The sequence below is a fragment of the Commensalibacter papalotli (ex Servin-Garciduenas et al. 2014) genome, from assembly GCF_000527695.1.
Taxonomy (GTDB): domain Bacteria; phylum Pseudomonadota; class Alphaproteobacteria; order Acetobacterales; family Acetobacteraceae; genus Commensalibacter; species Commensalibacter papalotli.
The window spans coordinates 16,467-37,536 of record NZ_ATSX01000005.1 but is presented as its reverse complement, the minus strand read 5'-3'; the positions used below and the strand labels follow the sequence as shown (position 1 = coordinate 37,536).

Annotated in this window: 18 protein-coding genes, 2 tRNA genes and 1 pseudogene; 2 read left to right on the top strand and 19 right to left on the bottom strand. The window is 37.2% G+C overall.

Annotated features, from left to right (window positions below):
• Positions 1 to 101 precede the first annotated feature (101 nt).
• From COMX_RS11310 to COMX_RS11135, 4 genes and pseudogenes are all read right to left on the bottom strand, one after another.
• Positions 102 to 824: pseudogene (locus COMX_RS11310) on the bottom strand (SDR family NAD(P)-dependent oxidoreductase).
• A 111-nt stretch (positions 825 to 935) separates the two neighbouring features.
• Entirely contained in the window at positions 936 to 2,003 is a 1,068-nt protein-coding gene (locus COMX_RS10020) for an acyltransferase family protein (protein ID WP_034340894.1), read from the bottom strand.
• 450 nt (positions 2,004 to 2,453) lie between these two features.
• Complete coding sequence (locus COMX_RS10015) at positions 2,454 to 3,989, bottom strand: efflux transporter outer membrane subunit (protein WP_034340891.1); 1,536 nt, start codon at positions 3,987 to 3,989, stop codon at positions 2,454 to 2,456.
• Between the two features lie 552 nt (positions 3,990 to 4,541).
• Positions 4,542 to 4,718, bottom strand: a complete 177-nt coding sequence (locus tag COMX_RS11135) for a hypothetical protein (RefSeq protein WP_161631864.1) — start codon at positions 4,716 to 4,718, stop codon at positions 4,542 to 4,544.
• Positions 4,719 to 4,895: 177 nt separating this feature from the next.
• On the opposite strand from COMX_RS11135, the gene COMX_RS10010 reads away from it, so the two are divergent.
• A tRNA-Thr gene (locus COMX_RS10010) sits at positions 4,896 to 4,970 on the top strand.
• A 26-nt stretch (positions 4,971 to 4,996) separates the two neighbouring features.
• Here the strand turns inward: COMX_RS10010 and COMX_RS10785 are convergent.
• Genes COMX_RS10785 through pstS form a run of 7 tightly spaced genes read right to left on the bottom strand, consistent with a single transcriptional unit; the run spans position 4,997 to position 11,332 of the window.
• On the bottom strand, positions 4,997 to 6,250 hold the full coding sequence (locus COMX_RS10785) for a sensor histidine kinase (protein ID WP_051462111.1): 1,254 nt from the start codon (positions 6,248 to 6,250) through the stop codon (positions 4,997 to 4,999).
• Complete coding sequence (locus tag COMX_RS10000) at positions 6,240 to 6,938, bottom strand: response regulator (RefSeq protein ID WP_034340890.1); 699 nt, start codon at positions 6,936 to 6,938, stop codon at positions 6,240 to 6,242. Before COMX_RS10000 ends, COMX_RS10785 begins: the two co-directional genes overlap by 11 nt.
• Positions 6,938 to 7,654 (bottom strand): phosphate signaling complex protein PhoU, encoded by a 717-nt coding sequence (gene phoU / locus COMX_RS09995; RefSeq protein WP_034340889.1) that lies wholly within the window; start codon positions 7,652 to 7,654, stop codon positions 6,938 to 6,940. Before phoU ends, COMX_RS10000 begins: the two co-directional genes overlap by 1 nt.
• 11 nt (positions 7,655 to 7,665) lie before the next feature.
• Complete coding sequence (gene pstB / locus COMX_RS09990) at positions 7,666 to 8,430, bottom strand: phosphate ABC transporter ATP-binding protein PstB (RefSeq protein ID WP_034340888.1); 765 nt, start codon at positions 8,428 to 8,430, stop codon at positions 7,666 to 7,668.
• Positions 8,427 to 9,308 (bottom strand): phosphate ABC transporter permease PstA, encoded by an 882-nt coding sequence (gene pstA / locus COMX_RS09985; RefSeq protein ID WP_034340886.1) that lies wholly within the window; start codon positions 9,306 to 9,308, stop codon positions 8,427 to 8,429. The genes pstB and pstA overlap by 4 nt, the downstream gene beginning before the upstream one ends.
• Positions 9,309 to 9,320: 12 nt before the next feature.
• The gene (gene pstC / locus COMX_RS09980) at positions 9,321 to 10,271 is read right to left on the bottom strand and encodes a phosphate ABC transporter permease subunit PstC (RefSeq protein ID WP_084051611.1); all 951 of its coding nucleotides are present in this window, start codon (positions 10,269 to 10,271) and stop codon (positions 9,321 to 9,323) included.
• Positions 10,272 to 10,273: 2 nt separating this feature from the next.
• Positions 10,274 to 11,332, bottom strand: coding sequence for a phosphate ABC transporter substrate-binding protein PstS (pstS, locus tag COMX_RS09975; protein ID WP_084051609.1), 1,059 nt, complete (start codon positions 11,330 to 11,332; stop codon positions 10,274 to 10,276).
• 206 nt (positions 11,333 to 11,538) lie between these two features.
• Here pstS and COMX_RS09970 point away from each other — a divergent pair, with 206 nt between their 5' ends.
• A complete protein-coding gene (locus tag COMX_RS09970; RefSeq protein WP_034340884.1) occupies positions 11,539 to 13,317 on the top strand; it encodes a porin in 1,779 nt (592 codons plus the stop codon).
• Between the two features lie 275 nt (positions 13,318 to 13,592).
• On the opposite strand, the gene COMX_RS09965 is transcribed toward COMX_RS09970, so the two are convergent.
• From COMX_RS09965 to ispG, 8 genes are all read right to left on the bottom strand, one after another.
• A tRNA-Met gene (locus tag COMX_RS09965) sits at positions 13,593 to 13,667 on the bottom strand.
• 86 nt (positions 13,668 to 13,753) lie between these two features.
• Positions 13,754 to 14,299 carry a DUF4167 domain-containing protein gene (locus tag COMX_RS09960; protein WP_034340906.1) on the bottom strand — a complete coding sequence of 182 codons (546 nt, stop codon included), beginning with the start codon at positions 14,297 to 14,299 and terminating at the stop codon, positions 13,754 to 13,756.
• A gap of 221 nt (positions 14,300 to 14,520) precedes the next feature.
• A complete protein-coding gene (gene prmC, locus COMX_RS09955) occupies positions 14,521 to 15,381 on the bottom strand; it encodes a peptide chain release factor N(5)-glutamine methyltransferase (protein ID WP_034340881.1) in 861 nt (286 codons plus the stop codon).
• Positions 15,382 to 15,527: 146 nt separating this feature from the next.
• Positions 15,528 to 16,823, bottom strand: coding sequence for a serine hydrolase domain-containing protein (locus COMX_RS09950; protein WP_034340878.1), 1,296 nt, complete (start codon positions 16,821 to 16,823; stop codon positions 15,528 to 15,530).
• 321 nt (positions 16,824 to 17,144) lie between these two features.
• A complete protein-coding gene (locus tag COMX_RS11240; RefSeq protein ID WP_200867643.1) occupies positions 17,145 to 17,411 on the bottom strand; it encodes a P-loop NTPase family protein in 267 nt (88 codons plus the stop codon).
• A 127-nt stretch (positions 17,412 to 17,538) separates the two neighbouring features.
• Positions 17,539 to 18,621 carry a peptide chain release factor 1 gene (gene prfA / locus COMX_RS09940; protein ID WP_235176866.1) on the bottom strand — a complete coding sequence of 361 codons (1,083 nt, stop codon included), beginning with the start codon at positions 18,619 to 18,621 and terminating at the stop codon, positions 17,539 to 17,541.
• Positions 18,622 to 18,624: 3 nt separating this feature from the next.
• The gene (gene hisS / locus COMX_RS09935; protein WP_034340875.1) at positions 18,625 to 19,875 is read right to left on the bottom strand and encodes a histidine--tRNA ligase; all 1,251 of its coding nucleotides are present in this window, start codon (positions 19,873 to 19,875) and stop codon (positions 18,625 to 18,627) included.
• Positions 19,876 to 19,904: 29 nt separating this feature from the next.
• Positions 19,905 to 21,035, bottom strand: a complete 1,131-nt coding sequence (gene ispG, locus COMX_RS09930; protein WP_034340871.1) for a flavodoxin-dependent (E)-4-hydroxy-3-methylbut-2-enyl-diphosphate synthase — start codon at positions 21,033 to 21,035, stop codon at positions 19,905 to 19,907.
• Between the last annotated feature and the right edge of the window lie 35 nt (positions 21,036 to 21,070).

Sequence of the window (21,070 nt, the reverse complement as noted above, 5' to 3'; positions counted from 1 at the left end):
ATTGTTAAACCAAAATTATCAGAATCACAAAAAAATAGAATCATTAAACTCCTTTAATAAATACCTTCGTAATCTTTAAAGAATAAATATGCATATAATTTTTAACATCGAATTAAACCACCGTCTATATTCAACGTAACTCCATTAATATATGCGCTTTGATCACCTGCTAAGAAACATACAGCATCAGCAATTTCGGAGGGGCTGGCTGGACGATGTGCAGGAATACTATGTAAAGCTTGCTCAACTTGTTCTTTAGGCATCATTGACGTTAGATGTGTTTCAACAAAACCAGGGCATATTGCATTACAGGTAATATTATACGCCGCATATTCTCGGGCAATTCCTTTAGTTAATGACAAGATAGCTCCTTTACTGGCGGCGTAGCACGTATTCCCCAAAAAACCACCACCAACTTGGGCAGCAACAGAGGCAATATTGATAATACGCCCTCTTTTTTACTGTTGCATTATCGGTATGACGACTTTGCTTAACATAAATGGTCCATTTACATTGATACTAAAAACGCGATTCCACTCGTCTGTTGATATGTCAGTTAAGCTGCCTTTACTTATAATACCCACATTATTTCCCAAAACATCAACACCATTAAATTATTGCTGTATTTGATGAACAAGTTGCATGACGTCTTCTTCTTTTGAAATATCACAATGAATAAACTGGGGTTTTGTCATTGAGGAGGACAATTCCTTTAATGCATCCTCTTTAACATCGGTTAAATCCGCAATAATGACCTGATAATTATGTTGGGCTAATTTAATAGCAATCGCTAGCCCTATACCTTGAGATCCGCCTGCAACAATACTGTTGGATTTGCTCTTTGCACTTTTATCTCCCCTAATTTATTTAAAAAGAACACAAAAAGGTTTAGTTACCAATTCTTAATTAATGACCAGAAATGAGACAAAAATATGTTACTTAATTTTATTTACTATTCGATGTGAAAAGCGAACACAAGGTTGTTCAATCCATCGATAACTTATAAAGCTCAGTAAGATTATTGCGATCATTTCAATCATAAACCTGTTAATAGCTGCTGTTTCTTGATAAAAAACAGAATGATTAAAAATATACGATGCAAAAGCTAATACAGGAAAATTCCACAAGTAAATAGAATAAGAGATATCTCCTAGTTTTACTAACCATCTAGGAACTTTTAATTTATCATGTAATTCTAGTCCAATCACTCCATAAAGTATTAGACCTGCTGGCAATACCCTTGTTAAACAAAACATCCATTTTGTTGTTGGTGTGAAAGATAAAGAAGCGTAAATAAACCCTGAAATCAGAATGACACAACCACATAATATACTAATATATTTCTTTGTTATAGATGCACAAGGATACTTATAAAACAGATATCCAACTACTATACCGATAAAAAATTCTAATAAAACAACATTAACAAAAATAAAGTTTTGAAAAGCGATTATGCCGTATGACGACATCACAACGAGCATTAGATGAAAAGAAATCCAGCTACAAAAAAATATCATAAAGTTTTTTTGAGAAAAAAAACAAATAAATACCAACATGACAACATAAAAATACAACTCGAATGGTAAACTCCAAGCTGCGTATTGCAAAGGGATATGCGGTGTTAACAAAAACAATACAGAACCATGCAATGCCTGTTTAACCTCTAAGGTAATTTGGCCATTAAACAGGACTGATAAAACAATCATCACTGCCAAAGTAAACCAAAATAGTGGATAAATTCGAAAGATACGTTTTACAAAGAACGCCAAGCCTTCCCTAATAGAAGGGGATAAATTTTCATGCAAAACGATCCAACTCATAATAAAGCCACTTATCGCAAAGAATAAATCAACACCATATGAACCAATAATGGATAATATTTTCTGTACATAAATGAAAAAAACTTCTGTAGTCGATTTTTGAGTAGCTGTATGCATACTGCATACTAGTAACGCCGCTATCGCTCGTAACGCTTGAATACTTTCGATTTTATTTTTTTTCATTTAATTTCATTTAAGTTAATTTTACACGATATAAATCAGAAAAAACACTTTTCTTTTAAAGCGGTTCTTTCTCTAGCCATACATCAACAATAACAACATCATCATCTTTGGCTTTATCTTTCACAACAGCCAGCTCTCTCTTCAAAAACCATCATTCTGCAAATTAATCAAAGTAAGAATCTTTATATTTTATATCTTCGAGATATAAACCACTTTTCCACCCCCAATAATAGACCCCTCACGAACAGCAAAGTGTACAAAATACCTAGATTGATCAATCTTTATTTTTTCTTGGAAAATTCACAATACTTGCCCCTAACTTCGACGCGCTTTGCGTTATTCTTAATCAAGAAAAATTAATGGTCACAACATGAAACTACCCTGGAATTTTGCACGAGAATATTGTTATAAGATTTTTACAGACAGCCTCTTTAAAAACGCTTAATCACATTAGTTTTGCTTAGACAATGGTTCTTTAGAAGCAACTATTTTCTCTGGATACTTACTTTCCCATCCTCCACCTAGTGCTTTATAAAGCTGTACCAAATTAATAGAAATTTGTGCATTACTATCGATCAAATCTTGTTGTGAAGAAAGTAGACGTCTTTGTGCATCCAAAACATTAATATAAGTCTGTAGTCCTTGACGATATTGAGCCTGGGCTAAATAAACAGCACGTTGATTTGATTTTACTGTATCTTGCAAACGCTCTTGCTTTAATTGCTCTGCTTTATATGCGTTTAACGCATTATCTACCTCTTGCCATGCTTGTAAAACCGTTTTTCGGTAAGCCAAAGCAGCTTCTTTTTGTTCGGCTTTTTTAAGCGTTAGCTGGCCTTTTAATTTACCACCTTCAAAAATAGGTAATGAAATGGAAGGGCCAACATTCCAAGCCCGTGCCCCCCAAAAACCTAGATCTCTAAATGATAAAGAACGGAAACCCATTTGGGCGTCAACAGTAACTTTAGGATAAAAATCCGCAACAGCAACACCAACTTCTGCTGTCGCAGAATGTAATTTTGCCTCAGCTTGACGAATATCAGGCCTACGTTGTGCTAATTCAGAAGGAAACCCAATTGGAACTTGTGGTGGAACCAAAGGAATTGGCGTGGGCGTAGAGAGTTCTTCACTTAACGCTCTGGGCGGTTCACCAAGTAATAATCCCAGTGCATTAATATACTCAACAATTTGTTGCTCTAAACTTGGAATCTCAGCCCTAGTTTGCTCTAGTTGTGCCTCTGCAGAGCGCACATCAAGTTCTGTAACCAACCCACCATTAAATCGTTGATTAGCCAAATTTAAAATATTTTGAGCTATTTGCTCGTTTTCTTTGACGATGTTTAACTGTGATTGTAATCCTCTTAACGTTATATAATTCTGTGCAACTTCTGCTTGCTGTGCAATCAACACACCTCTGCGATCTTCTTCAGAAACTTGCTTTAAAGCACCAGCAGATTCATATTGCCTGCGAACACGTCCCCATAAATCTACTTCCCAACTGGTATCTAGACTATCACTCCATTGATTAAATGAAGGCACATCAACATCACTAGGATTAACAACATTTCCAAGCGCAGGTTCACTGTTCCTGACTTTTTGTAGTGCTCTGCTAAATGACTTTTTACTATACTGACTTCTTTGATAACTGGCCCCAGCCGCCAAACTTGGAAAACGTGCAGATCCAGCAATCATTAATTGCGCACGACTGGCAATTAAACGCTGGGTTGCCATTTGAATATCAAGGTTCGAGGTAACTGCCCGACGCTCTAAATCGGACAAAACTGGATCATGAAAATACTCCCACCACTGAGGATTGATTTTATTCATAACTACTTGACTGTTAGTTGGTATTTGTAAACTTTGAGCTGGCTTTGGCCATTTTGAAGGTGTCCACACATCTTTTTTATGATAATCAGGCCCCACAGCACACCCAGTAAGGGTTGGAATTAAAATAACTATTGATAAAAAAGAAAAATTATATTTCATAATTCCAACCAAAAAAATTTTAAGAGCTAATTATAAGTTAATTAAATGTATATTTAATATTGTTCAATATCATATCAACAAACCCAATAAAAACTATGGGTGAGGTTAAATATAATTTCATACAAACACGGCTAGTAAATGCTAGCATAAATATATGAGTAAGGCACAAAGAGTAAGAACTATTTCTAAATGCTCTAAAATTAAATCATTAATCGGCGTTTGCCTACCAATAGTCCAACCAAAACACGTTAAAAATTATCGTAAGCGTAGTCCCAAAATATTGAAGATAAGTTTGTACTGAAGCCAATAAAAATAAAGCAAATATTAAATAAAAATAAAACTCATAACTGAGTGTTCTCTCTGTTCCAACAATATAATTTTTTATAATAACAGTAAAAAATACGAATCAAAAACACTTATATAATCTGCCATTGCACTAAAGATTTTAAAGGCATCAGATATGAAACCAGTGCAATTATGGTAAATAACTAATAAAGAGGAATGATACACTTTATTCTAAGTTTTATAAATTGAGTAAAGGAGGCCTGTTTATCATACGTCGTGTAACACATAATAAACCCTGAAATAATAAAAAAGATTAATCCCACTTCCACCCATATTAAACCAATATCTGGTACTAAGACCATTATGTAATTCTTTGTCGGCTATATACGTCATGACAACCAATAATGCAGCAAAACCACGTAAAAACTGAACAGAATAGAGCATGATAATTCATTTAACCTATTAATTCTTTATTTTATTACGCCCTTTACTTACCTAAAAAAAATAAACCTAACTGTAATAAATGGTTTTAATTTATTTCACCAAAAATATAAAAAATTTATTAAAAATTGAATTTTTTTGTTGCATCCTTTAACGTGAAAAGCTACTAAAGCACGTAATGCTGTTGTAGCTCAGTGGTAGAGCACTCCCTTGGTAAGGGAGAGGTCGAGAGTTCAATCCTCTCTAACAGCACCATTTCCTTTACAAAATATGTTTTATTTTTATGCGTAATGCATAGGAAACCATATAGAAAAACAGCTTCCTTGTCCCATCTGGCTCTCTATAACAAATATTCCTTTATGACGAGCAACAAGATGCTTCACGATAGCTAATCCCAAACCTGTGCCATTATGCTTATCACCAGCACGATAAAAACGTTCTGTAAGACGCGGAAGATGTTTTTTTTCAATGCCTGGGCCATTATCACTAATGGAAATTACCCACCCTAAACCTGGCCATTTTAAATGATCTTCAGTAAAATACAATCTAACTGTAATCAAAGGGATTTCTGCATTTCCTAGTGGTGCATGTCGAATGGCATTTTCAATAATATTATGAAATATTTGGAAAAGTTGGTCTTTGTCAGCAAAAATTATAACATTTTGAGATGCTATTTCGTCTTGATAATTGAGGGTAATTCCTGCCTTTTTTATTATGAACTGAGATTCTTGTAAAATCTGCTGTAAGACGAGTTTCAAATCAACTTGATCAGTCAATAGTCGATATTCATCACGCTCTACACGAGATAAGGTTAATAACCCATTGGTAAGGCGAATCATACGCCCAACTTGAGCATGCATAATTTCTAAAAATTGCTTTTGCGTTTGTTCGTCGTCAACACCAACCCCTAGTAAAGTTTGAATAAATCCATCTAAAGAAGTTAATGGAGTACGCAATTCATGACTGGCATGAGCAATAAAATCACTGCGCATTTGATTAAGCGAGATAATTTGACTTTGATCAATTAAAGTAATCACTAGGATATTCTTTAAAATATTAGAAGGCTCATAAGCACTAAATAATAATTTCAGCTGATAAGATTTGGGTAACTCCAGATGTATTTCTATTTCAGATACCGGAGATACCATATATTCTTCAACTGTTTGACAAAAAACAGGGTGCCTAAGAATATCTAAGATCACATCATCATAATGTTGATGCAAATAAAGATTTTTTTCATATGCAATTGAATTAGAAAATAATGAAAAGCTGTGTTTAATTTGGTTGCGTAGTGAAATAGAAGAATATGCATAGTCACTGGCGATTAATAAAATTGGAGCTTGAATATGATCGACTGTTTGCTTTAACTCTGTAAAAGCTCGGTTAAAATGATAAGTTTCTTTTATAACTTCAAATTGTTCTAATTCGACTTTTCCTGTTTTATTCCTATAAGCAAAAAGCCAAATTAAAGAACTGACAAACCCTCCACCAAAAAAAAATAACAAATACGTATAAAAACTATCTTCACTGAACATCAAGAGCATATCCCGCGGAACGAATAGTTCGGATAATATCACGCTCGCCTGCGGCGTTAAGCTCTTTTCTAAGCCTTAAAATATGCACATCAACAGTTCTAATCTCAACATTAAGGTTCTCTCCCCAAACTGCATTTAAAAGCTCTTCACGAGAAAATACTTTTTTAGGGTTACGCACAAAATATCCCAGTATTTTATATTCTGTCGGCCCCAAATTTAAAATACGCTGACCACGATAAACACGATGTTCAGCCTCGTTAAATACCACATCCTCAAATTGCAAATGTGCTTGGTGTGCTTTTATCTCAACATGAGAACGTCGAAGAACTGCTTTTAATCTTAATAGTAAAGTATCAATACTAAAAGGCTTGGTAATATAGTCATCCACCCCAACATCAAAAGCTGAAACCTCGTCACACTCTTCACCTCTGGCGGTTAACATAATCACAGCAATAGATGACAATGATGCCTGAGAACGGATATAACGACAAAGATCAATTCCTGTGCCGCCAGGAAGATTCCAATCCAAAATTAACGCAGAGTAAGTATGCTGGTGAAGATATGTTAATGCCGCAGCATAGCCATCTGCAACATCAACTTTATAACCCTTTTTACTCAGGTTATATTGTAATAATAAAGCAATAGAGGTGTCATCCTCAACAATCAGAATATTTGTCTGATTATTCATTACACTTTACTCACATCCTCAATCACATCTACGGGGCCTACACGCTGATAGGGTAACGTATCACCCGTAAATACATAGTAATAATTTTCAACAATATTCGTTATATGATCGCCTATTCTTTCGAAATTTTTCACCATAAATAAAAGGTGAGAACATACTAAAACAACCTCGGGTTCTTTTTGCATTAAATTCGTAAGCTCTGTAAAAACGGAAAGATATAAATCATCAACCAAATTATCCGCATTCCAAAGGTGTAACATCATTTTATGATCTTGCTCGGTAATTGCAATCACGACTTGTCGTAAGTTCTCTTGAACTTGTCTGCCCATCGTTAATAACCCTGACAAGGAAATTCCTTCGGGAATCATCTTTATTTGCACAATACGTCGACAATTTCCTGCTATTAAATCACCAATACGTTCCAAATCTACACTGATTTTAAATGCAGAAACAATTTCGCGCAAGTCTATTGCCATTGGCGAACGCAAAGCCAAAATTTGAATTGAAAACGCACTAATCATCCGCTCATACGCATCTATTTCAATATCCTGCAAAGCTATTTCATAGGCCGTATCAATTTTACGATCTCGCAATACTGTCAAGGTTTGAGTCAATTGATTTTCAACCATACCAAACATGCGTAAAATCATACTACGCAATTGTTCAAGCTCTTGTTCATAACGGCTAATCGTATGTTCAGGCAATTTTTCTGTCATTGATATTCATCCTATCCAAAACGACCCGTAATGTAATCGTGCGTTTTCGTTTGTGCTGGTTTGGTAAATAAAATAGCTGCATCATTCATTTCAACAAGTTCTCCTGCGTAAAAGAATGCCACTTTATCTGCACAACGCGCAGCTTGCTGTAAATTATGTGTAACTAAAAGGATTGTATAATTTTCTTTTAAAATATCCAACAACTCTTCAATCTTAGCCGTTGAAATCGGGTCCAAAGCAGAAGTCGGCTCATCTAATAAAATAACTTCTGGCTCCACCGCCAATGCCCTTGCAATACACAAGCGTTGTTGCTGTCCTCCTGATAGTCCCAATGCCGAACGATACAAACGATCTTTAACCTCATCCCATAGGGCGACTTGACGTAATACTTTTTCTACTTTTTCTTGCATCTGTGCTGAAGAAAGGCGTTCATATAATTTGATCCCGAACGCAATATTATCGTATATAGACATACTAAATGGGGTAGGTTTTTGAAAAACCATCCCTATACGTGATCTTAAAATATTTAAATCAGTCTCTTTATCTAAAATATTCACACCATCAAAGAGAACCTGCCCTTTGGCATGTTGATTAGGATATAAATCATACATACGATTCAACATACGCAACAACGTTGATTTTCCACATCCCGATGGACCAATCATAGCAGTAACTTTATTCGCTTGAACGTCAAAGTTAATGTTTTTTAAGGCTTGCTGAGCCCCATAATAAAAATCCACCTTTTGAATAGAAATGGCGGTCTCATCATGTATCATAAGGATTGATCCTTTTTTCTGCGCCTATCCACATAAATCCGCGCAATTAAATTTAAACATAAAACAAAAATTGTTATTAACAAAGCAGCAGTCCACGCCAAATTAATCCATATATCATCAGCGGAATCTGCGTATTGATAAATCACCAAGGGTAAACTGGCCATCGGTTTAAAGATATTCCAGCTCCAATCAGAATTACCCAAAGACGTAAATAACAAAGGTGCTGTTTCCCCTGCTATTCTAGAAATAGCTAGTAATATTCCGGTAATCACTCCGCCTCTTGCTGCTGGTAAGCATACTAAAAAAACCACTTTCCATTTTGGTGCTCCTAAAGCAAAGCCAGCCTCATGAATTGCAACAGGCACCATGTTCAAGGCTTCCTCAGTCGTCCTGGCGATCACAGGTAGTGCCAAAATAGCCAATGCACATGCCCCAGCAAAAGCCGAATATCCCATGGTCATAACCAATATAATATAAACAAACAAACCAATTAAAATAGAAGGAACCGACATCATCATATCGGCAATAAAGCGGATACTGGCACTGAGTTTTTTGTTTGGACATTCTGCCAAGAAAACACCACCTAATATTCCCAAAGGCACCGCTATCAACGTTGCCAACCCTACTTGAATAATACTACCTAAAATCGGGTTTAATAATCCCCCAGGCAACCCTTGAGGCGCTGTCATATGAAATAGCGTGAAAAATGATAATCCAGAGAAACCGTTAATAATTAAATTTGTTAAAATAGAAACTAATATACACAACATAATGCCTAGTGTGACAAAAGCAAAAATTGTCATTAATCGATTTTTTATAAAGCGCCAAGAAAGCAAATAATTTTTATTTCCATGTAGCTTTTGTAATTTTTGTGACATATCGATTTAATCCTATCGTGACTTTAACACTTGCTTTAACAAAAGCTGCGAACAAAATAGAACGATAAACGAAATCATCATTAACACTGCACCCAAAGCCATTAAAGAAGACATTTTTAAACTGCCTGCGGTACTTTCTGAAAATTCCAATGCAATCAAAGATGCAATCGTATTACTGGATGTAAACAAAGACCAACCCGCGTGATGCGCATTGCCAATAACAAAAGTCACCGCCATGGTTTCACCCAAAGCCCGTCCCCATCCAAGCACAATGCCTCCAATAACCCCTTTTTGCACCCAAGGGAGTGTCACATGGCGCATGACTTCCCATTTTGTTGCACCTAAACTATAAGCACTCTCTTTTAACATTGAGGGTGTATTGGCAAATGATTCTTGCATCATCGCGGTAATGAAAGGCGTAATCATAATCGCCAATATTAATCCTGCAGTTAAAATACCGACACCAAATGTTCCTCCTGAAAATAAGATTTCTACATAAGGCACATTGCCAAATACTTGCTTTAAAAAGGGCTGAACATATTTTGACATAAGAGGGACTAATATAAAAAAGCCCCACATTCCCAAAATAATCGAAGGAATAGCCGCTAATAATTGTATAGTTGCTGTCATGTATCGAGCAATAAATCTGGGCATTAGCTCGCTTAGGCAATAAGCACACCCAAAAGATAGCGGCAAAGCCAGCATTACACCGATACAAGAACTCAGCAAAGTGCCAATCAAAGAAACGCCTGCGCTATATTGTTGCTTTACAGGATTCCAGGTAGTTGAGGTAATAAATTCAAAACCAAAAACTGAAAATGCCTGTCTGCCTTGCCAACATAACTCGATAATCAACCCAATAAAGATCAATATAATCAAAGCACCACTGCACCAAGTCAATGAGGTGAATAAATAAGGTAAAATTTGGTTGTTTTTACGATTCTTTGACTGAAAAATAGCCATATTTATTTCTTTGCCTCTTTTGAAGCTACCCCTGCATATTCCCAAGTTTTTTCAATTTTTTCTTTAACAACGATGGGCAATGGAACATAGTGCAACTGCGTAGCAATAGCGTCCCCATGATCAAAACCCCATCTGAAAAATTTGATAACTGCTTTGGAATCCTGACTGTAAACTGGAAGTAATATATAGGTTGTGGAAACAATCGGCCAAGAATCGTCGTCTTTGGTATTAATCAAATCAACACTATAGTTTTTCGCATGTACCCAATCCGCAGCCTTGGCCGCAGCTTTGATGGAATTTTCATTAATTGAAACGAAACTACCAGAAATATTCTTAAGCTGTGCAGTGTTTAAATGATTTTGTAAGGCATATGCATATTCTACATATCCAATGCCACCTTCTATATTTTTAACTGTCGAAGCAACTGAACCATTTCCTCGACCTCCCATTCCTACTGGCCAAGCAATAGAGGTGTTAGCTCCAAAATTCTTTTTCCAGTCAGCTGATTCTTTGGATAAATATGATGTAAAAACTTGCGTGGTTCCAGAACCATCTGCACGGTAAATAGGTGCAATATCAATAGAAGGAAGTATAATATCTTTATTTAATCCAGCAATCTTTGGATCATTCCATTTGGTAATTTTTCCTTGGTAGATATTCGCAATAATATCCCCAGTCAAACGCACTTGATTCTCTTTAATTCCTGGAATATTTACAACCACAGCAACACCACCAATGGCTGTTGGAAATTGTAATAGATTAGCACTCGTTAATTGCTCGGTTGACGTTGGCATATCCAAAGCACCAAAATTAACAGTCTTTGCGATAACTTGGTTTTTACCAGCACTGGAACCCAAAGCCTGATAGTTGACTTTAATATCAATTTCTTTGGAGGCGCTGGCTGCCCAATTTTGATATAAAGGTGCGGCAAAACTAGAACCTACCCCTGTAATATTGGTAATGTTCTGTGCTTTTACTGATGGCAGGCATGCTGCAAAAAAAGCAAAAGATAAACCAATCATTGAAAATGTAATTAAATTCTTCTGATATACAAATGGCATTAATAATTCCTCTGGCCATACAAAATTAACCCTGATGGAACTTTACAAAAAAAATTACACAAACCGTGTGAAAGTTTTATGAAAAGAAAGAGGTTTTTTTAGAAGTTTGTCATATAAAGTTCATAGAACTGTTATCTTATTGAAACCTAAGCACCATTAGAATCCTATACAAGAACCTTAATATTTTTATGAATTAGGGTTTTACTATGGTTGTTTGCCAAAAATTTCGATTAACATTGTTAATCACCACATTAGCCAGCACAGCATTTATCTTTTCACAACAAGCCTCTGCTGATACAAATCAAGAGGCCACCTTAAAAGCCATGAACCAACAAATGATTGAAATGAATAAACAGATCATGGCATTAAAAAAGGAAGTCACATCCCTACGCTCACGACAAAATAAACTCAAAGCAGAAACCGTTAAATCTAATATTAATCAGCGTAAGAAGAATATAAATGTTGCTCAACAGCCCTCAACAGGAATGGGAACCGCTGCACCATCCAATCAAACAATAGCTTCAACTCAACCTCAATCCTCAGCCGTTCCTATTGGCCAACCGGGAAACAATATAACTCAACAAAATCCTAGAATGATTAATGTTGCAGATCAATCTTCTGCACAACGTGACGAGGCCCAACAACATCAAAAAACTGTGCTTGATTTACTTCATAGCACAGGACTACCTCCCCCTGATCGTGGTGCTTCTTTTTGGTCTCCAAATATGCCATTACTTTCATCGGCAACAGAACATGATGAAACCATTTATGTTGGTGGGCTACGCATAGGTTTCCCAGCAGGAAGACCCACAATAGCAACAGATGATGGTCGCTATAGTTTTGCTATTGGTTTAGCATTACAAGAGGATATTGGTAGTTATATTAATTCAGGCACGCGTCGAGGTGAAACGAAAGGTCGTTTCTCACCATTCCGAGAAAACTTGCGTCGTGGTCGTATTCCCATTACCTTCCGCTATACCGATTACTCTGTGAATATTACCCCTGATTTCGGAAATGGAGAAGCAGGACTGTACGAAGCAAATATGCAATATGGTGGGTTTAAAAATACCATTTTAACATTTGGCTTTTTCGAGCCACGCGTTACCTTAGAAGGCTCTGAAAGCTCAAACGAGGGCGTATTGATGGAAAGGCCTGCCGCTGTTGAATTGGCCCGTGGTGTTGCAGCAGGGGATTCCAGATTTAGTATTGGTGGATTAACCTATGGAAAACGATGGTATTTGGGGGCTTATTTTACAGGACATGCTTATAATACTACGAAAAATAATCCAGATATTATTAAAGATCAAACAGGTGGCATGTTACGCTTTGCGGGGCGCCCTTATGCAAGTCGAGATATAGATCTTCATATTGGTGTTTCTGCTTCAAGTGCTTTTGATGTTGCCCAAACTAACAAAGGTAAACTATATAATTTTTCTGGTTCTCCTGGATTCAGACTTACCCAAGAAACATTAGTTCAAACAGGGGCTTTGAATAACGTCAGTAGTGTTTGGGAAGCTGGACCAGAACTTGCTTTTCGTTGGAAACGTTTCCTAGCCAAATCAGAATATATTCAATATGGGATTAATCGTTCTAGTTCTAACAGCAACCTAAATTTTGATGGATATTATACTTCCTTAACCTATACCATCCTCGGTAAACCAAGAAGCTATGATATTCGCTCTGCGGCGTTTCGTGCACCTGGTGTAGAATATGATTTTGATCCAAAGCAAAATCATTGGGGCGCTTTAGAAGTGAGTGGCCGTTGGAGTGTATTGGATTTAAATAGCCATAAAAATGCTAGTGATGGAGTCAATGGAGGACAACAAACTGTCTGGACCGGTGGGCTTAACTGGTATCCTAATCCTCATTTCCGTGTGATGTTAAACTATGATCATATCATGGCATCCTCTACACCAAATAACCCATTAAACAAGCATGGTCGAAATATGGATGCAATTGCCATGCGCTTTCAAGCAGCATTCTAAAATTAATAAAATAGGTTTCTGTTTATTTACAAATGACGACTTAATAAACAGAAGCTTTATTTATATGCCAATAAATGCATTATAATAATTCTTATTTAACAAGATATAAATTATCAATCTACATAATCACAGCCTATGCTAAACATATAAAATATATCAAGCAACAACATTGTAATTATATAGCTAGATTGATTAAGAATTAAATAAGAGTAATATAACTCTGTTTTATATAAAATTAATATAAAACTTAAATATCCATATAACAAATTGTTATATGGTAGCGACGGGCGGATTTGAACCACCGACCAAGGGATTATGATTCCCCTGCTCTACCACTGAGCTACGCCGCCTTATTATAATCTTAAAGACGAGGTTTAATTACTCTTATTCCATAAAGAAAGTCAAGCATTTTTCACCCGTCTTTATAAATTTATTTTTAATTGCTCTCTTCTTGCAATTTCTTTTTTGCAGCGACTGAACGTGCTGGTCTGCCTCTACGTGGGCGAACAGGTGCTGTTTCTACAGGTTCTTCTTCTGTTTTTTCAGTGACGTTTTGTTCAACAGGCTTTTCTGTAATCGCTTCAATTACTTCAGCAACCACCTCTGGTTGAGGTTGCTCTTCTTGTGTAGAAGAGGAAGATGTATGCTCATTTTCAGCGTTATTCTCTGAATATCCATTATTATGCTGTGGACGTTGTTGTTGGCGCTGTTGAGCAGATTGATTCATCATATTTAAAATACGTGAATAATGCTCTGCATACTGAAAAAAGCTCTCTGCAGCAACGCGATCCCCAGAACTTAACGCATCACGACCATGCTGAAGATATTTTTCATGAAGCTGTTGAGCTGTACCACGGATACGTGTATCTGGTCCATTACTGTCAAAAACATGATTTCGATTAAATGAAGCCTGTCCATTTTGATTACGAGAACCCCCATTACCAGGGCGATGGTAACGGCTTCGCATACGTTTTGTATTCATAAGTTGACGCTGTGCTTTCCTATTCGCAATAGCTTTTAATTCAGGAACTAAGTTCTGAAAAGTCACTATTTAAATTGTCATAATAAAAATATGAATCTTTCAGTATATTAATTGATCTTTATTTTTTTTACACTACAGAAACAATTAATTCACTTAACTCTATTAGGTAATATCTATCATCTTTGCTTTACCTAGCAATATATAATATTTGCCACATTCTTTTATAATGTTTGTCGAGATAAAACAAGAGCTCTGATGCAACCATTTAAGTCATGTTGTTTTTGAACAACATATAACCCCTTGGATAAAGCAATATTTGAAACCTCTATATCCTGCTTTATGCCTAACTCTAGTATCAATATACCTTGATCTGATAATAAATCAACTGCTTGATTGCATATATATCGATAGGCATCCAATCCGTCTTCACCACCATCAAGCGCAGACATAGGTTCATACGCTTGCACTTCTGGCATCAGCTCTAATAGTTCTTTTTTACGAATATATGGCGGGTTGGATAAAATAACATCAAAAGACCCTTGTACTGCATCAGCCCAATTTCCTGTGATGAACGAAGATCTCTTTTCCAACTGGCATTGTTTGGCATTTGCGCCAGCAAGCAATGCTGCTTGCTCTATTTTATCAACCCCAAGTCCAAATGCATTAGGATATTCTGACAACGCAGCCAATAACAAACATCCCGTGCCTGTACCTAAGTCTAAAAAACGATAAGGTTTTTGTCGATCAGGCAACAATGTCAGTAATACTTCAATTAAAGATTCTGTATCTGCTCTTGGAATAAGGGTTGCTGGCGAAACCGCTAAATCTAAACTCCAAAATCCCTGTTCTTTAACAATATACGCAAAAGGTTCTCGTTCGGCACGCCTGGCAAAATACTGGCGAATTAATACTGGATCAAGCTGCGTATTTTTATCCATCATAAAGATCTCAGTAATGCTTTTTTGCAAAGCTGCAGCGATTAAAAGCTGAGCTTCTCGTCTACAATCCTCTATGTCAGCAGCTTTTAATAACTGCTCCCCTTCTTGTATCAATGATGCCAATGAGGTTTCTGTATGTTGCACGACTAAAACTTTATAAAATTAGATAGAATAAAAATATTTAAAATTTGGTTCACATTCCTCGTAGTATATATTCTTCAATCAGGATAAATTCAAATACTATACGTAAAAACAAGCGAAGAGAATTACAAAATCCTCTTCAACCAGCTTTATAATTTATCAGCAATCGCATTAAACATTAATGCTGTCTCTAAAGGTTCCTTATCAAAAGATGGTTCAGCTTTGGGCCATACAGACCATTGCACAATCACCAAATTTTCTTTTTGATTCACCATAATCACTTGACCAAAAATACCCAACGCCCATAGTGTCTCGTTACTTTTTAATCTATCTGTATAATGACCTTGATAATTTGCTGGCACACTATTATTCCACCACTCATATCCGTAACTACCATCTGGATGTTTTACTGTGATAGAGTTTTTTGCTTTATTCCATGTACCAGCATCTTTAACCCAATTATCTGGAAAAATTTTTGTTCCATCTGGCAAAACACCATTATTTGCAACCAACAGCCCAAATTTACCCCAATCTTCTAGTGTCGCATTAAAACCATGCGCACCAACGTCATGTTTTCCTGTGGCATAACTGTGCCAGACACCATCTCTGACCATTCCATCAGGTTGCCAGATTTTTTCTTGTAAATATGCAGCCAAAGACATCCCTGTTGCTTTTTCCAAAGTATCCCCCAGCAACCATGCCCCGCCTGAAGAATATGACCATGCTTGCCCAGGTTTTGCATATGCTTTGCGTGTCGGAGATTTAACCAGCTTATTGACACAATCATAAGCTACTTGCCCAGCTTCACATTGCGTTAATTGAGCAAAGTCAGATTTTGGATCAGTATAATCTTCGCCCCACTCGACACCAGAAGTATGTTGTAACAACTGCCTAATGGTGACATTTTCCCATGCAGTTCCTTTTACATCAGGATTATACTTAACAATTAAATCATCTAATGAAGCAATTTTACCTTCTTTTAGAGCAATTCCGACCAAAGTGGAAACAACTGATTTACCAACAGAACGAGACGTCCAAAGCGTTGTGTTATTATTTCCTTTGCCATAAAATTCCCATACGATTTTACCATCCTTAATCACCAACATACCTGCCACATTATTACGTTTAATATATTCGTTTAATGTATATTTCTGACCATTATAATCATATGAAACATGTGATAAATCTTTTAACGCTTTAGGAGGGTGTTGTGGGTTACCTGCTTTAAACACGTCCCCTTTGTAAGAGCGATAGTCATTGCGAAACCCAATAACACGTTGCTGCTGATCCCAGGTCAACATATCCTTGACCGCAGGTAATTTTTTATCAACCACAGCAGGGCATTTTAATTCGGCTACGCCACAATGATTATCAACGGTTTCTTTAGCAGAGACTTGAGCAATAGCTGCCATGGAAAAAGCAAGCAAATAAGTATAAAATTTCATTTTAAAGTTCTCCTTATTTATTTCAATTTCATTATTTTTCTCAGATTATTATTGATACAAAATAAATAAAGAGCAATACATAAATTCACCCTATATATAACTATAGCCTATATTATTTTTCTTGAACAAAGCTATCAACAAATTTGCATCTTTTCTTAATCATAAAGATACAATTAGATAATTATTTATCTAAATTCTCAGAGTGATAAAAATTATTAATATCTTTAGAAGGTAACAAACTAATTTTAGGTAATTTAATCTGATTAAATACCTCTCTATAGCGTCTTCGGTTAATTTGGGTAGCAACCATAATATGACGAATCATTGACCATTGAATATGATTTTTTTATTTCCCAAGCTACCTACTCTCTGATTTTCAAATAAAGTTCGACGAAGATAACGCACCAAGCTTAAAGGCGTCGAAACATCAAAAAGAATAAAGCCCATTGCCCATGTGCGACGTTCAGGCAAACACATAGAATAATTTCCCTCTATAACCCACACTTGTCCGCTAATAGCCTGATTATGCAAAGCAATAAATTCTTCGGCGGGTCTTTGTTGCCAATTAGTTCCTGAAAAATGATGCAATTGATCCAGATGAATAGACTGATAGCCACCGCCAAAGTAGATTTTCCACTATTTGACGGCCCCACAATACAAATCCGTTGCCCTAGATGACTAAGTATTTTTAAATCCTTAACATATTTAATAAATCTTACATCGCTTCTTCAGCAGCTAGCATTCTTGATTGTTCTTCTTGGGCTAAACTATCCACGATTTCATCGAATTCTCCTAACATAATACGATCGATTTTATGCAAGGTTAAATTAATACGATGGTCGGTTACACGTCCTTGTGGAAAATTATAAGTACGAATACGTTCTGAACGATCCCCCGTTCCAACCTGAGAACGACGATCAGCAGCACGATCAGCATGCAACGAAGCACGTTGTTGTTCATATAAACGCGCACGCAAGATCTTCATTGCCTTTGCTTTGTTCTTATGCTGACTTTTTTCCTCTTGCATTGCAACCACCACACCCGAAGGCATATGAGTAATACGCACCGCACTTTCTGTTTTATTAACGTGCTGACCACCCGCACCAGAAGCACGATATACGTCAATACGCAAATCTTTTTCATCAATATCAACATCAACCTCTTCAGCCTCGGGCAACACTGCCACCGTTACTGTAGAGGTATGAATACGTCCTTGACTTTCGGTTGCAGGCACACGTTGCACACGATGAACGCCTGATTCATATTTTAAACGTGCAAACACATTGTTTCCAGCAATCGAAGCCATCGCCCCTTTAATCCCACCAACGCCGGTATCGTCATATTCCATGACTTCAAAACGCCAGCCTTTCATATCAGAATAGCGTTGATACGCACCAAACAATTCCGCTGCAAATATGCCAGCTTCATCCCCACCAGCTGCAGGACGAATTTCTAAAATCGCATCCCCTTCATCAGCTTTATCCTTGGGAAGCATTGCCAAACGTATATCGTGCCTTAACTGAGGCAACTTTTCATTCAATGTTTCCAACTCTGCTTCTGCAAGATCTTTCATCTCAGGATCTTGCAACATTTCTTCAGCAGCTTTGGTTTCTTCTTCAGCACCACGCAACGCATGAACCAACGCTACAATTGCATTGAGATCTGCATATTCACGAGAGGCCTCAATAAACTCATCCCCTGAAATCTCAGTGGATAAAATATGTTGCAGCTCCTCTGAACGAGCAACAATTTTATCCAAACGATCATTAAAACTTATAGAAAATTCTTCAGAAGACATCGATTATTTCGCCAATTTCATATTACAATGCGCAACAAGATCCGTTAAAGCAACTTCAGCCTGTTCGCCAGAGATTAAATCTTTTACTTGCACCACTTGTCTTTGTGCTTCTTCCTCACCGATTAACAGAGCTAATGGTGCATTCAGTTTATTCGCACGTTCCATTTGTTTGCGCAAGTTTCCTTTATACGCAATATCGGCATAAATTCCATGATAACGCAGATCTTGTAATGTAGAAAACGCAACTTGATGCACGTCATCAGATAATGGAATGATTACTATGGGCACAGAGGCTTTTGGACTTTGTTCTAGCAACAAAGCCAAGCGTTCTATCCCTGCTGCCCAACCGATCGACGGCACTGCTGGGCCACCCATTTCTTCAACCAAGCCTTCGTAACGCCCACCCGCTAAAACAGTGCCTTGCGCACCAAGCTTGGTCGTCACGAACTCAAAAACCGTATGGCTGTAATAATCCAAGCCACGAACAATATAAGGATTTACTTTATATGGAATATTAAACTGATCCAATGCAACCCTTAATTGATCCCAAAAATTTTGTGCTTCAGGGGTCATGTGCTCTTTTAAAGCGGGTGCATTTGCCAACAATGCTCGATCTTCAGGTGCTTTACTATCTAAAATACGTAATGGATTTTTCTCTAAACGATTACGACTATCTTCTGATAGTTTTGATTGAAAGGCTTGAAAATAAGAAATTAACGCCTCTCTCCACGCTTTACGGCTTGCAACATCACCTAATGTATTCAGCTCTAGCACCACATCATCAGCAATGCCAAGCTCACGCAAAATATGATAGCCCATTGCGATCATTTCTGCATCTGCAAATGGCGTAGACGTTCCTAATAGCTCAGCCCCAATTTGATGAAACTGGCGATAACGCCCTTTTTGCGGGCGCTCATAACGAAACATCGGACCTGCGTAAAAAGCCTTTTGTGGTAACGACTGAGTTAATCCATTAGTAACCAATGCACGGCAAATACCTGCTGTTCCCTCTGGACGCAATGTTAATGAATCCCCCCCACGATCTTCAAAACAATACATTTCTTTGGAAACAACATCTGAAGTTTCCCCCAAAGATCGTGCGAATACGGTTGTTTCTTCAAAAACAGGGGTAGTCCATTCCTCAAACCCATATAAAGAAGTTACTTTTTTTGCAACTTGAATAACATGTTGATGACGTCTAGATTCTTCACCAATTAAATCATGCGTTCCACGAACGGGCTTTACCACACTCACGCTTTTATCCTGCCTTAAAGTTTATAAAATTATTTAGATGCTTCTTTTGCTTTGGCTGCAGCTTTTTCAGCTTCAATCTCAGCAGCTTTTTTCTCTACCAACTCGACAATATGGTCAATCATATCTTCTGCGGGAACGGTATGATCTTGTTTACCCGCCATATAAACCATATGACGACCAGAGCCACCCCCTGTTACCCCCACATCCGTCATCGTTGCTTCACCAGGGCCATTCACCACACAACCAATCACAGATAAAGAAAGCGGTGTTTCAATATGTGCTAAACGTTCTTCTAACTTAGCAACAGTTGGAATCACTTGAAATCCTTGACGCGCACAAGATGGGCAAGAAACCACATGAACTCCACGATGGCGTATACCAAGACTTTTTAAAATATCCCAACCTACTGCAACTTCTTCTTCGGGCTCTGCGGATAGAGAAACACGCATTGTATCCCCAATACCCGCCCATAATAAAGAGCCTAAACCAATAGAAGATTTTACAGTTCCAGCACGTTTTCCACCAGCCTCGGTAATTCCTATATGTAATGGATAGTCACAAGCTTCGGATAATAAACGATAAGATTCAACCGCTAAGAATACATCGGATGCTTTGACACTGATTTTAAATTCACGGAAATCATTATCTTCTAAAATCTTTGCATGTTCCAATGCGCTTTCAACCAATGCATCAGGATTAGGCTCACCGTATTTTTCCAACAAATGCTTTTCTAAAGAACCTGCATTAACCCCAATACGAATGGAACAATTATAATCCTTAGCAGCCTTAATCACATCACGAACGCGTTCTGCACTACCAATATTACCAGGATTAATCCGTAAACAAGCGGCCCCTGCTTGAGCTGCTTCAATCGCTCTTTTGTAATGAAAGTGAATATCTGCAACAATCGGCACATTCACATTCTGAACGATTTCTTTTAATGCTGCTGTACTTGCTTCATCAGGACAAGAAACACGAACGATATCTACACCAACTTTTTCTGCACGTTTAATCTGTGCAATTGTTGCTTTCGCATCGCTGGTCAACGTATTGGTCATGGTTTGCACACTAATCGGTGCACCACCGCCTACAGGAACAGATCCAACATGAATCTGACGGGTTTTATTGCGTTCAATATGTTGATATGGGCGTAAACTCATTTAATTTTAATCTCCGAAATGATCATAGAATATAT